Source organism: Hyphomicrobiales bacterium (assembly GCA_016710435.1).
Classification (GTDB): Bacteria; Pseudomonadota; Alphaproteobacteria; order Rhizobiales; family Aestuariivirgaceae; genus Aestuariivirga.
On the sequence record JADJVV010000001.1, the window covers coordinates 2058551 to 2072532 of the forward strand.

At 63.7% G+C, this 13982-nt stretch carries 10 protein-coding genes; all 10 read left to right on the forward strand.

Annotation, left to right across the window (positions count from 1 at the left end):
- Positions 1-75: 75 nt before the first annotated feature.
- The 10 genes from IPM06_09945 to IPM06_09990 all read left to right on the forward strand — a co-directional run bounded on the left by IPM06_09945 (position 76) and on the right by IPM06_09990 (position 13935).
- Complete coding sequence (locus tag IPM06_09945; GenBank protein ID MBK8770736.1) at positions 76-1449, forward strand: formimidoylglutamate deiminase; 1374 nt, start codon at positions 76-78, stop codon at positions 1447-1449.
- The gene (locus IPM06_09950) at positions 1449-2165 is read left to right on the forward strand and encodes a UTRA domain-containing protein (protein MBK8770737.1); all 717 of its coding nucleotides are present in this window, start codon (positions 1449-1451) and stop codon (positions 2163-2165) included. The genes IPM06_09945 and IPM06_09950 overlap by 1 nt, the downstream gene beginning before the upstream one ends.
- A gap of 87 nt (positions 2166-2252) precedes the next feature.
- On the forward strand, positions 2253-3233 hold the full coding sequence (gene deoC / locus IPM06_09955; protein MBK8770738.1) for a deoxyribose-phosphate aldolase: 981 nt from the start codon (positions 2253-2255) through the stop codon (positions 3231-3233).
- A gap of 9 nt (positions 3234-3242) precedes the next feature.
- Positions 3243-5639, forward strand: coding sequence for an aldehyde dehydrogenase family protein (locus tag IPM06_09960; GenBank protein MBK8770739.1), 2397 nt, complete (start codon positions 3243-3245; stop codon positions 5637-5639).
- A complete protein-coding gene (ade, locus tag IPM06_09965; protein MBK8770740.1) occupies positions 5629-7365 on the forward strand; it encodes an adenine deaminase in 1737 nt (578 codons plus the stop codon). The genes IPM06_09960 and ade overlap by 11 nt, the downstream gene beginning before the upstream one ends.
- A 78-nt stretch (positions 7366-7443) precedes the next feature.
- On the forward strand, positions 7444-9093 hold the full coding sequence (locus IPM06_09970; protein ID MBK8770741.1) for a Na/Pi cotransporter family protein: 1650 nt from the start codon (positions 7444-7446) through the stop codon (positions 9091-9093).
- Positions 9094-9274: 181 nt separating this feature from the next.
- Positions 9275-10846 (forward strand): sugar ABC transporter ATP-binding protein, encoded by a 1572-nt coding sequence (locus IPM06_09975; protein MBK8770742.1) that lies wholly within the window; start codon positions 9275-9277, stop codon positions 10844-10846.
- Positions 10843-11823 (forward strand): ABC transporter permease, encoded by a 981-nt coding sequence (locus tag IPM06_09980; GenBank protein MBK8770743.1) that lies wholly within the window; start codon positions 10843-10845, stop codon positions 11821-11823. The genes IPM06_09975 and IPM06_09980 overlap by 4 nt, the downstream gene beginning before the upstream one ends.
- Positions 11820-12764 carry an ABC transporter permease gene (locus IPM06_09985; GenBank protein MBK8770744.1) on the forward strand — a complete coding sequence of 315 codons (945 nt, stop codon included), beginning with the start codon at positions 11820-11822 and terminating at the stop codon, positions 12762-12764. The genes IPM06_09980 and IPM06_09985 overlap by 4 nt, the downstream gene beginning before the upstream one ends.
- A 67-nt stretch (positions 12765-12831) precedes the next feature.
- Positions 12832-13935, forward strand: coding sequence for a substrate-binding domain-containing protein (locus IPM06_09990; GenBank protein ID MBK8770745.1), 1104 nt, complete (start codon positions 12832-12834; stop codon positions 13933-13935).
- The last annotated feature ends 47 nt before the right edge of the window (positions 13936-13982 follow it).

A 13982-nucleotide genomic window follows, 5' to 3' on the forward strand; every position in this document is an offset into this window, starting at 1 on the left:
TTTCATCCGTTTCGGGCTTTACAGGGTTCTAGGCTTCTGCGATTATTATGTCTAGACATAATATGAGGAGGCGCCATGACGCCGACACACGCGATCTCCGCCGGGAAGGCACTGCTGGCGGATGGCTGGGCGAGCGATGTGCGGGTCGTCGTGACCGGCGGGCGCATCACCGGGATCAGCAAGGACACATCGCCCGCTGCGGGCGATGAGCGGGTCTCGGCCCTGCTTCCGGCACTCGGCAATCTGCATTCCCACAGCTTCCAGCGCGCCATGGCAGGCATGACGGAATATCGTGCGGCAGGCCGCGAGAGCTTCTGGACCTGGCGCGATCTCATGTACCGCTTCCTCGATCACCTCACGCCGGACCACGTGGAAGCCATCGCCGCACAGGTCTTCATGGAGATGCTGGAGGCGGGCTACGCCGCGGTGGGAGAATTCCACTACGTGCATCACCAGAGCGGCGGTGGGCGATACAGCAACATCGCGGAACTCTCCTCCCGGATCATGGCGGCCGCCAACGAGACGGGTATAGGATTGACCCATCTCCCGGTCCTCTACAGCTATGGCGGAGCCGGAAAGGCACCGCTTGCCGGCGGGCAACTGCGCTTCGGCAACAGCGTCGATGATTTTGCGAAACTGCACGAACGGTGCAGGGATCTTGCACGGGCGCTTCCTTCGGACACGGTGGTGGGCATCGCCCCCCATTCGCTCCGCGCAACTTCGCCCGAAGACCTGACCCGCGCCTGGCCGCTGGCGGGCGCGAACCCCATTCACATCCACGTGGCCGAACAGCCGCGCGAGGTGGACGAGATCAGCGCCTGGCTCGGCGCCCGCCCTGTGCAATGGCTTCTGGACCATGTGCCCGTCGCGAAAAACTGCTGTGCCATCCACGCCACCCACATGACACCGGGAGAGACAGCCGCACTCGCTCGCAGCGGCGCGGTCGCAGGGTTGTGTCCCATTACCGAAGCCAATCTCGGTGATGGACCGTTCAACGGACCGGGCTGGATTGCAGCACAGGGCCGCTTCGGCCTCGGCTCCGATTCCAACGTGCGCATTTCGCTCACGGAGGAATTGCGCACCCTGGAATATTCCCAGCGCCTGCGCGATCTGGCCCGCAACGTCATGGTGCCGGAACAGGGTTCCGTTGGCGCCTTCCTTTACCGTGAAGCAGCGCGCGGCGGGGCACAGGCCCTGGGCCGCGACAGTGGTACAATCGAAATCGGCAAGACGGCCGACCTTGTGGCCGTGGACACGGACCACCCCACGCTCTGCGCGCTTGATGAGCGGCATCTTCTCGACGGCATCTGCTTTGCGGCGCCTGATGGCATTGTGACCGATGTCTGGTCAGCGGGCCGCCATCAGGTGAAGCACGGCCATCACATCATGCGGCAGCCCGTCACCCTGCGCTATCGCGCTGCCCTGCGCGATCTGGTGAGTCGCCTGTGATGGTGGTGGCATCGGCCAGGTCCGCAGGTGCGGATGGATACCGCGGCGTGAAGGAAGCGCTGCTCGGCCGCATCCGCACCCACGACTGGCCACCGGGCAGCCTGCTGCCGGGCGAGATCGAACTGGCGGAGGAATTCGGTGTTGCCCGCGGCACGGTGAACCGCGCGCTCCGCGAATTGACGGAAGAGGGTTTTTTGGAGCGCCGCCGCAAAGGCGGCACGCGCGTGCGGCCAGCCCCACTGCGCGCCGCGCGTTTTGAAATCCAGCTTGTGCGCGCGGCGATTGAGGCGAGGGGCGCACACTATGGCTACCAGCTTCTTCTCCGGCGCGAGGAGGAAGGCCCGGCCGACGTGCGCAGCATTCTCGCCGTGCCACCTCGAACGCAACTGTTGCGGCTCCTCTGTCTTCATACCGCTGACGGAAAACCCTATCAGGTGGAGGAGCGCTGGATCAGCCTCGCCGCCTTGCCCGACGCCCGCGGCGCCGACTTCGCAACGCTCGGCCCCAATGAATGGCTCGTCCAGACGGTTCCCTACACGGAGGTGGAAATCCGCATCCGCGCTGCGGCGGCGCTGCGGACCGTGGCGAAGGCACTGCACGTGGCCGATGGAACGCCGTTGCTCACCACCTGGCGCACCACCTGGCTGGATGGACATGCGCTCACCCACGTCCGCCTCTATTTCCACAAAGGTCATGAACTGGTGACGCGCTACTGACGCAGTCCCGTCGAGGCAGGCGGGCATTTGCAAGTCTGCCAGAGCCGCGCCATAACAGGGCATGACACGCTTTGCAGGGAAGACCCCATGACTGTTTCCGCCGCCCACGGCCAGAACAGCCTCCAGCGCAACCCCGGAACGCCACTGATGCCGGAATGGTTTGAAACCGCGCAGGTGAACACCAGTGCCGCCGAACGCCGTGCCGCAACACTTCCCGCCCGCCGCAGCGTCAAGAAGGACTATCAGGCCGCCTGGCTGGTGCGGGCGATCCAGTGCATCGACCTCACCACACTTGCGGGCGACGATACGGCGGCGCGCGTGCACCGCCTTTGCGCCAAGGCCATGCGCCCTTTGCGGGACGACATCGTGGAGAAGCTCGGCCTTGCGGCAGCGCCGCCGCAAGTGGGTGCCGTTTGCGTTTATCCTGCCATGGTGCCTCACGCGGTGAAGGCTCTGGCGCGCTCCACCATTCCCGTGGCCTCCGTCGCAACCGGATTTCCGGCGGGCTTGACGCCTCTGCCGGTGCGCCTCGCCGAAATCCGCTGGGCCGTCGATCATGGCGCACGCGAAATCGACATCGTGATCTTCCGCGAGCAGGTGCTGAAGCAGGAGTGGCAGGCGCTCTACGACGAAATCGCCGCCATGCGTGAAGCCTGCGGCGAGGCCCATCTCAAGACCATCCTGGCGACCGGCGATCTCAAGACCCTGCGCAATGTCTACAAGGCCTCGATGGTCGCCATGCAGGCCGGTGCCGACTTCATCAAGACATCGACGGGCAAGGAAGACGTGAATGCCACGCTGCCCGTCAGCCTCACCATGGTGAGGGCACTGCGCGACTACGGGGAAGAGACGGGTCACAAGATCGGCTTCAAGCCGGCGGGTGGACTGCGCACCGCGAAGGACGCGATGAACTGGCTGATCCTCATGAAGGAAGAACTAGGCCGCCGCTGGCTGGAACCTGACCTGTTCCGCATCGGCGCATCATCACTGCTGGCCGACATTGAACGCCAGCTCGAACATCACGTGACGGGGCGGTATGCCGCGCTGTCACATCACGCCCTAGCCTGAGGACCTCCCATGCCCAGCATTCCAGACATTCTCGACAGCATGGATTACGGCCCTTCGCCGGAACAGACCGGGGAGGTGCGTGAATGGCTCTCGCGCCATGGCGATGGTTTCGGCCACTTCATTGCTGGTGCTTTCACCCCAGCCAATTCGAAGACCCTGATCGACGTGGACAACCCCGCCACAGGCGAGCGCCTCGCGCGCGTGCCACAGGGAACGGCGGCTGATGTCGATGCAGCGGTCAAGGCTGCTCGCAAGGCCTTCCCGGCCTGGTCGCGCCTGCCGGGGCACGCGCGCGCCCGTCATCTCTACGCGCTGGCCCGCCACATCCAGAAGCGCGAGCGTTTCTTCGCCGTTCTTGAAACCATGGACAACGGCAAGACGATCCGCGAGAGCCGCGACATCGATGTGCCGCTGGTGGCGCGCCATTTCTATCATCATGCCGGCTGGGCCCAGCTGATCGACAGTGAGTTTCCGGGCCATGTGGCTCTTGGCGTGTGCGGCCAGATCATCCCGTGGAATTTTCCGCTGCTCATGCTGGCATGGAAAATTGCGCCGGCCCTGGCGGCAGGCAATACGGTTGTCCTGAAACCTGCGGAGTTCACCCCGCTCACGGCACTGGCCCTGGCCGAGGCCTGCGTGGAAGCGGGGTTGCCGAAGGGTGTGGTCAACATCGTGACAGGCGATGGCGATACGGGTGCTGCCCTCGTGGCCCATCCGGACGTGGACAAGATCGCCTTCACCGGCTCCACCGAAGTGGGCCGCCTCATCCGCCAGGCCACGGCGGGGTCAGGCAAGAAGCTCTCGCTCGAACTCGGCGGCAAGTCGCCCTTCATCGTCTACGAAGATGCCGATCTTGATGCGGCGGTCGAAGGCGTTGTCGACGCGGTGTGGTTCAACCAGGGGCAGGTTTGTTGCGCGGGCACGCGACTGCTGGTGCAGGAAGCCGTGGCGCCCCGTTTTCTCGCCAAGCTGCGAAAGCGCATGGACACGATGCGGATCGGTGATCCGCTGGACAAGTCCATGGACATGGGTCCGCTGGTGGCCCCGGTGCAGCTTCAGCGCGTCACCAGTCTGGTGAAGAAGGGCGAGGAAGAAGGTGGCACGCTTGTGCAGTCCGCCTGTCCGCTGCCGTCCAAGGGCAACTACTATCCGCCGTCGCTGTTCATCGATGCCGAACCCGCCTCCACTGTCATGCAGGAAGAGATCTTTGGTCCCGTCGTTGCGGCCATGACCTTCCGCACGCCCGACGAAGCTGTGACAATTGCAAATCACACGCGCTATGGATTGGCGGCGTCCATCTGGTCCGAGAACATCAACGTGGCGCTTGACGCCGCGTCGCGCGTGAAGGCGGGCGTGGTCTGGATCAACGCGACCAACCTCTTCGATGCGGCCGCGGGTTTTGGCGGATACAAGGAATCGGGTTTCGGCCGCGAAGGCGGACGTGAAGGCCTGCATGAATATCTTGTCCCCGGTTGGCTGAAGGCATTGCCCAAGCCTGCCGATGCAGCAGCGGTACATTTGTCCGGTGCCACCACCGTGCGACCGCCGCTGGAAGAGGGACGGATCGACCGCACCGCCAAGCTCTATATCGGCGGCAAGCAGGCGCGGGCCGACGGCGGCTATTCCTTTGCCGTGACCGACCGGAAGGGCCGGGTGATCGGCGACGCCGCACTGGGCAGTCGCAAGGACATTCGCAACGCCGTGGAAGCTGCGGCAAAGGCCTCCGCATGGTCGTCGGCTTCCGCCCACAACCGGGCGCAGGTTCTGTATTACATCGCCGAAAACCTCGCCGCCCGCGAAGGCGAATTTGCCGCGCGCCTCGGCGAAGCGGGAGCCTCCTCCCGTGACGCACGCCGCGAGGTGCAGGCCGCGCTGGAGCGGATCTTCTTCTACGCCGCCCATGCCGACAAATTCGACGGCCGCATCCACTCCACCAATGCCAAGCGCCAGACGACGCTCGCCTTCAACGAACCCTTCGGCGTGATGGGCCTCGTGTGCCCCGCGAAGAATGCGTTGCTCGCCTTCGTCTCGCTTCTCATGCCCGCACTGGCCATGGGCAATCGTGCCGTCATCATTCCGGCGGAGACGATGCCGTTGGTGGCGACGGATTTCTACCAGGTCCTCGATACCTCGGACGTTCCCGCAGGCACGGTCAACATCGTGACAGGTGCCCGTGATGAACTGGCAAAGACCCTCGCGGATCACGATGAAGTGGCGGCCCTTTGGTACCACGGATCCAAGGCGGGCGTGACCATGGTGGAGAAAGCCTCCGCCGGAAATCTCAAGCCCACCTGGACCATCGCCGATGGTGCCATCGACTGGTTCGATCCGCAGCAATCGCAGGGGCACGAATACCTTCGTCGCGCCAGCCAGGTGAAGAACATCTGGATTCCCTATGGTGAATGACCGCCGCGCCACACTGATACGCGCAATCGACCAGGGCCGGGGCGTGACCAAGGCCGATTGCGTGCTGAAGGGCGGGCATTTCTTCGACCTTGTCACGGGGAACATCATTGCGTCCGACATCGCGCTCTGCGGCGACACCATCATCGGCACCTGTGGCACCTACAGCGGTGCGCGCGAAATAGACATCACCGGCAAGACGGTAGTGCCGGGCTTCATCGACACGCATCTTCACGTGGAGTCATCTCTCGTCACGCCACAGGAGTTCGACCGCTGCGTGCTCCGCCACGGCGTCACCACGGCCATTTGCGATCCCCACGAGATTGCCAACGTGCTGGGCGTGGACGGCATCCGCTATTTCCTGGACTGCGCCATGGAAACGGCGATGGACCTCCGCGTGCAACTGTCAAGCTGCGTACCCGCCACCCATCTGGAAACCTCCGGAGCACACATCACCGCGGAAGACCTGCGGCCATTCATGAACCACCCCAAGGGCATCGGCCTGGCCGAGTTCATGAACTTTCCGGGCTTGCTGGCGCTTGATCCCGAATGTCTGGACAAACTCGTCCTCTTCGAAGGCCGTCATATTGATGGCCACGCGCCATTGCTGCGGGGCACTGATCTCAATGGCTATCTCGCCGCCGGCATTCGCACCGATCACGAGACCACGACAGCGGACGAGGCACGCGAGAAACTGTCCAAGGGCATGCACATCCTCATCCGGGAGGGTTCCGTCTCCAAGGACCTGCACGCCCTCTTGCCCATCCTGACCGAACGCAACTCGCCCTTCCTCTCGCTCTGCACCGACGACCGCAACCCTCTCGACATCGCCGAGGAGGGGCACCTCGATTTCATGATCCGCACCGCCATCGCGCATGGCGTGGAGCCGCTCGCCGTTTACCGGGCGGCCAGCATTTCGGCGGCCAAGGCTTTCCGCCTCCACGACCGCGGCCTTGTGGCGCCGGGCTGGCGCGCCGACCTTGTGGTGCTGGATGATGTAGAAACGTGCAGTGTCAGCGCCGTCTTCGCCGCGGGCCGTCTGGTCGATGATGCGCTCTTCGCTGCCCGCCGCCCGCTGCCCGCCGTGGGCTACGGCAGCGTGAAGGCGAAGCCGGTTCAGGCATCGGCCTTCAGGATCGACGGTGATGGCACTGCAACGCCAGTGATTGGTGTGGAGCCAGGCAAGATCATCACCCAACGTCTCAGCATGACCCTTCCTGTCACCGCCGATGGCGTGAGTTGCGATCTGGGGCAGGATGCGATCAAGGTTGCGGTGGTGGAGCGGCACGGCAAGAACGGCAACATCGGAAAGGGCTTCGTCCACGGCTTCGGCCTCAACGCAGGCGCAATCGGCTCCACCGTAGGCCACGACAGCCACAACATCTGTGTCGTCGGTGCGAGCGATGACGACATGGCCGCTGCCGTCAACCGGCTCATCACGATGCAGGGTGGCTTCGTGGTCGTGCGCGACGGCGAGGTGCTGGCCGAACTTGCACTGCCGGTGGCGGGCCTGATGAGCGACAAGCGTTTTGAGGACGTGCACGATGCACTGATCCCCCTGCGTGCCGCGGCGAAATCCCTGGGGACCGTGTTGCCGGAGCCCTTCCTGCAAGTGGCCTTCCTGCCGTTGCCGGTCATTCCCCACCTCAAGATTTCCGACCGTGGATTGATCGACGTCGACCGCTTCGAACTCGTCTCGCGCCTCAACCAGCCTGCATCGCAAGGTTGAAGTGACACACCTGCAAAACCATTGATCTTGCCGCCGGATTGGCGCTTTGTGACAGGTTTGTGAGTCTCGGAGACCCCAATGCCATTGCTCTTGCTGCTCGTACACCTCGGTGCCGCCGTCATGCTGCTGCTTTGGGCGGTGCGCATGGTGCGGACCGGTGTGGAACGGGCCTATGGCGCCGGGCTGCGCGACGCCATGCGCCGTGCCCGCCGCGGCTCGGCCTTCATGGCGCTGGCAGGGGCGGCATTGGCCATCGTGTTGCAGAGCGCGACTGCCGTGGCGGTCCTCGCTTCCGGATTTGCGGCCTCCGGCGTGTTGTCCGTCTCCACCGGCATTGCGGCCTTGCTGGGTGCCGACCTCGGCTCGGCGCTTGTCGTCAAGATCCTGTCGTTCAACCTGTCGGAACTCGTGCCACTGTTCATCCTCGCAGGTGCCACGATGTTCCTGAAATTCGAGAACCGCACCGTCCGCCATTACGGGAGGATCGTCCTCGGCCTGGGTTTCATCCTGTTGTCGCTGCGCATGATCGGCGAGGCGACGGCGCCCTTGCGCGAAAGCGTGGTGGCGCCGCAGGTGGTGGCATATCTCGCAGGCGATCCCTTGACTGCATTCCTCGCTGCTGCACTGGTGGCGTGGTTCCTGCATTCTTCCGTGGCAACACTTCTGCTGCTGGCGAGCTTCACTGCAGGTGGCCTGCTGCCCATCGAAGCCGGGCTGCCGATGGTGCTGGGCGCGAACCTTGGCGGTGGCGTGATCGCAGCCTGGCTCACGCGCTCCGCTCCCCTGGCCGCGCGTCGCATTCCCGTTGGAAACCTCGTGTTCCGCGCCGTGGCCGCGCTGGCCGTACTCGGGTTGCTGCAGGTCGTTCCCTTCGATGCGTCGGCATTGGGCTCCAGGCCAGCGGTGCAACTGGTGAACTTCCATGTGCTGTTCAACGTGATGCTGCTCATCTTCGCCTTGCCCTTCGTCAATCCCATGGCGCGTCTCACCGAACAGCTTCTGCCCGATCCGCAGGACCCGCTGGCGGGCGAAACGTTTCGCACCGCGCTTGATCGCAGTGTCATCACCAAGCCCGCACTGGCGCTGGCCAGCGCCCAGCGCGAACTGTTGCGCATGGGGGAGACCATCGAAATCATGTTGCGTCCCGTCATGGATGTGTTCGAAACGGGCGACCACAAGCACATCGCCCGACTGCGTGCGCTGGACGAAGAACTGAACCGCCGTCACACCGGCATCAAGCTCTTCATCGCGGAGGTGAACCGCGGTCAGCTCACCGATGCCGAGGCGCGCAAGGGCCTGGAACTCGCCAGCCTTGCCACCGACTTCGAAGCCATCGGCGACATCATCGCCAAGAACCTGCTGGTGCTCGCCGAGGAGAAAGCCCAGCGCAAACTGAAATTCTCGCAGGAGGGCTGGCGCGAAATGATTGCGCTGCATGACCGCGTAATGGCCAACGTGCAGATGGCGATGAACGTGCACATCTCCGGCGACCTCGACAGCGCCCGTCAACTCGCGGGCGAGAAGGCGGTGCTGCGCAAGCTGGAACGGGAGAGCCAGGACAAGCACCTGGAACGGCTGAAGTCGGGCCATGTGGAGAGCATCGAGACCAGCGACATGCACCTCGAGATCGTCCGTGCGATCAAGGAAATCAATTCGCTCATGGCCAAGGTGGCCTATCCGATCCTCAAGGAGAGCGGACAATTGCTGGATAGCCGCCTCGCCTCATGAGGTCATGCCACTGAGCGATTGTGATCATTTGAAATCATTGCAGGATTGCCGGTTTCGCGGGGACATTCCCGCTTGACTCGATTGGCTCTCAGTCCATTATCGCCGCACTCGCTTCGCACGGGCGAGGGAGAGAACACGACTCGCGGACGGAGAAATCCAAACCGCCGGGCAAAGGGTCAACATGGGAAGCGGAACACAATCGGCACCAAGCCAGGAGGGCCATGCGGCAACTGCCGAAGCGGCTCCTGCTTATCCCATCGAACTTCGCGGCATCTCCAAGTCCTTTGCCGGCATCAAGGTCGTCAGCAATGTGAACTTCGACATCAAGCCCGGCGAAGTGCACGCCCTCATGGGCGAGAACGGCGCGGGCAAATCGACAGTCATCAAGATCATGGCGGGCCTGCACCAGGCTGACGAGGGAGAAATTCTCGTCAACGGCAAGGCCGTGCGCTTTGCCTCCCCGCGCGACGCCCATCATGCCGGCATTGCCACCGTGCACCAGGAACTGCTGCTTTTCCCGGAGCTGACGGTCGCTGAAAACATCTTCCTCGGCCAGACACCCAAGACATCGCTGGGAACCATCGACTGGACAGCGATGCGGGTGCGGGCGCGGCAGTTGCTGAATTCGCTCGACAGTCCCGATCTCGACATCGACCAGAAGGTCGGCAACCTCTCGGTTGGCAACCGCCAGCGCATCGAAATTGCCCGGGCACTCGCCCAGGACGCCCGCGTGCTGGTGATGGATGAACCCACTGCGGCACTGGCCGAAGCCGATGTGCAGCGCCTCATGGCCATCGTGCGGAACCTGCGCGCCCGCGGCGTCGCCATCGTTTACGTCAGCCACCGCATGCCGGAAATCTTCGCACTGGCAGACCGCGTGACCGTTCTGCGCGACGGCCAGCACGTGGCGACGAAACCTGTTTCGGAAGTGGACGAAGCCAAGCTCGTGGCGATGATGGTGGGCCGCTCCATCGACCGCCTATACCCGGCAAAGCAGGGCAAGAACGGCGATGTGGCGCTCGAACTGCGCAACGTTTCCCATGGCTCGGTGGTGCGCGACATTTCGCTGTCGTTGCGCCGGGGCGAAATTCTTGGCCTCGCAGGCCTTGTGGGGTCGGGCCGCACCGAAACGGCACTGACGATCTTTGGCATCACCCCTGCCACCGCGGGCGAAATTCGCGTGGATGGGAAGGCAGAGGCCATCAACAGCCCGGAAATGGCCCGCGACCTCGGCATTGCCTATATCCCTGAGGACCGCGGGCAGCAGGGCCTCATCAAGGCGCAATCCATTGAAGACAATATCGCCCTCGCCAACTTGAAGCGGCTCATCCGTGGCTGGTTCGTGGATGTGGCGCAAGTGACGGCAGAGGCGCGCAACGCCATCACGCGCTTCGGCATCCGCGCCCGAGGCCCGGAGCAACTGGTGCGCCAACTCTCGGGCGGCAACCAGCAGAAGGTCGTGCTGGGAAAGTGGCTCGCCACCAATCCTCGCATCCTCATCATGGACGAACCGACGCGCGGCATTGATGTGGGGGCCAAGGCCGAGATTCACCAACTCATGCGCAAGCTCGCAGGCGACGGCATGGCCATCCTGATGATTTCCAGCGAGTTGCCGGAAGTGCTCGGCATGAGTGACCGCGTGCTCGTCATGGGGGGAGGCCGCATCCTCGCGGAATTTGCCAGTGAAGATGCCACGGCCGAAGCGGTCGGCGCCGCCATGACCAGCAGCACGATCAAGGAGATCGCCGCATGAGCGCGGATGTTGCGCCACCGGCCATCGGCCGTTCGCCGCTGCAGCGCTTCCTCGGCGGCTATGGCCAGGAGATCGTGGTCTTCCTGTCGATCATCTTCCTGTTCGTGGTGGTCGGCGCCATCAATCCGCGCTTCCTGTCGGACACCAACATCAACTCGATCTTCGCCGGCAATGCCTACATCGCCGTGGCGGCAATCGGCATGTCGATGATCATCATCGCGGGCCACATCGATGTCTCCGTCGGTGCGCTCATTGGCGTCATCGCAACGATTGCCGGCACTCTGGCCGTGAAGGGCTACCCCGTCTGGATCGCCTGGACCGTGCCCATACTCTTTTCCATGGCCGTCAATGCCGGCGTCGGCGCGCTTGTCGCCTACACGCGCATTCCCTCGATCGTGGTGACGCTCGGCATGCTGTCCATCCTCAAGGGCGGCCTCATCAGCGCCACGGCAGGCGCCTGGATTTCCAACCTGCCGCCGGAATTCATGATCGCCCAGATGCGCCCCTTCGGCATTCCGTCCGCCGTCTATTTCATGGCGGTCCTCACCATCCTCGCCACGCTCTTCGTGCGCTACACGGATTTCGGCCGGTCCATCTATGCGGTGGGCGGCAACATGGAGGCCGCGCGGGCCGCAGGCATCAACCCCGAGCGCGTGGTCGTGGGCGTCTTCGCGCTGCACGGTTTCTTCGCCGGAATCGCGGGCATTCTCTTTGCGACGCAGTTGCAGGTGATCCAGTCCACCGTGCCGCCCAACCTCGAACTCACCGTCATCACGGCGTCGGTGATCGGCGGTGTCTCCATTCTCGGCGGCAGCGGAACGGTGATCGGCTCCACGCTCGCGGCCATTCTTTTCGCCTGCATCGGCTCGGCGCTGATCTTCCTCAACGTCTCTGCCTACTGGCTGCGCGCCGTGCTGGGCCTGATGATCCTTGCAACCGTGCTGGCCGACATGGCCCGGCGCAGGAGGGCGAAATGACTCTCTCCCGCTGGCTCCGCCACGAAACCATCCTGGCGGTTCTGACCATTATCGCCCTCATCGTTCTGGCGATCCTCTCGGACAAGTTCTTCACCACCGAAAACCTCCTGAACCAGGGCCGGCTCATGTCTGAGGTGGGCCTTGTGGCGCTGGCCATGACCTTCGTCATCGTAACCGGCGGAATTGATCTGTCCGTCGGCTCCATTCTCGGCCTCACCGCCATCCTGCTGGGCGTCTTCTGGAAGAACGTCGGCCTGCCGCTGCCTGCCGCCATCGTGCTGGCGGTGGCCTGCGGAACCTTTGCGGGCTGGGTGAACGGCTTCATCATCACGCGCTTCCGCGTGCCGCCACTCATCGCCACTTTGGCCACATTGGCGCTGTATCGCGGCCTGGCGGAAGGCATCAGCGAGGCCCGGTCGGTGCGTGGTTATCCCGAGTGGTTCTTCTTTTTCGGACAGGGCGAAGTGCTGGGCGTTCCATTCCAGCTCTGGATTCTCGGCATTGCCACGGTGATCGCCGCCGTGATCCTCGGTCTCACGCCCTTCGGCAGGGCGACCTATGCCATCGGCGCCAATGAAACCGCTGCGCGCTTCTCGGGCATCCGCGTCAACGCCACGAAGCTCTGGATTTATGCCGCCGCAGGTTTCCTGTCGGCACTGGCAGCCGTCATTTTCGTATCTCGCGTCACCACCACGCGCTCCGACATGGGCACGGGGCTGGAACTGGACGTGATCACCGGCGTGGTTCTGGGTGGCACCTCCATCTTCGGTGGCCGCGGCACCGTCATCGGCACGGTACTCGGACTCATTCTCATCCAGGCCCTCAAGAATGGCCTGGCGCTGTCCGGCGTGAAGGGCGACGGCACCATCGTCGTCATCGGACTGGTATTGATCGGCGCAATCCTTGCGGGTGCGCTGTTCGACAAGAACAGGGGCGGCTGATTTCGGGAGGACTTGTTTCTGCCCACCCGCCCGTGGGACCGGAAACACAAACGGGAGTTGAGACATGATGAAGAAACTGACATTCGCGGCACTGCTGGGCCTCGGCCTTGTGAGCGGGCAAGCGCTCGCTGCGGGCTGGACCGGCGGTGACGACCAGCCCACCAATCCGCTCGCCTGCGATGGCACGCCCTCTGCTGGCACAGCCATGGCATACGATGGTGGCGCCCCCACCAATCCGCCCGACCGCAAGGGCAAGAAGATCACCGTCGTCGATGTGCCGAAGCTCATCGGCATCGGCTACTTCAACGCCACGTCCAAGGGCATTGCTGATGCAGCCACCGAACTGGGCAACGTGGAAGCCAAGACCGACGGCCCGACCAAGGCCAACATCGATGAGCAGATCACCTTCCTCGACAACTACATCACCTCGGGCGTGGACGGCATTCTCTTCGCCGCCAACGACCCCGTGGCCATTGCCCCGGTGCTGAAGAAGGCGCTGGAGAAGGGCATCAACGTGGTGGGCTATGACGCCAACTCCACGCCGGACGCCCGCCAGTGGTTCGTGAACCAGGCGCAGTTCAACGGCATTGCCAAGTCACTTGTGGACTCGCTCGCCGCCGAGATCGGTGAAGAAGGCAGCTTCGCCATCGTGACGTCGACCTTCACCACGCCGAACCAGGCGCGCTGGATTGCCGAAATGTCGGCCTATGCCGAGAAGTGCCATCCCAAGATGAAGTGGCTGGAAACCGTGGAAGCGCAGGAGGACAACAACCTGTCCTTCAACCAGGCCACCACGCTCATCAACAAGTATGGTGATGAACTGAAGGGCATCTTCGGCATGACTTCGGTGGCCACGCCCGCCTCGGCCGAAGCCGTGACGCAGGCCAACAAGTGCGGCAGCATCGCTGTCGTCGGCCTCGCCACGCCGAACGCCATGAAGCCCTATGTGGAAAAGGGCTGCGTGAAGTCGGTGGTGCTGTGGAACCCCGTGGACCTTGGCTACGCCGCCATGCAGGTTCTTCGCGCGGTGGCCGATGGCACACTGCAGCCCGGCGCCACGTCTGTGAAGGCCGGCAAGCTGGGTGAACTCCAGGTCATCAATGGCTCGGAAATTCTCCTCGGCGCGCCCTACGTCTTCAACAAGGACAACATCGGCCAGTTCGACTTCTGATCTGGTTCGACCTGACGCTGCTGCGCCGCCTCCGGGCGGCGCAGTTT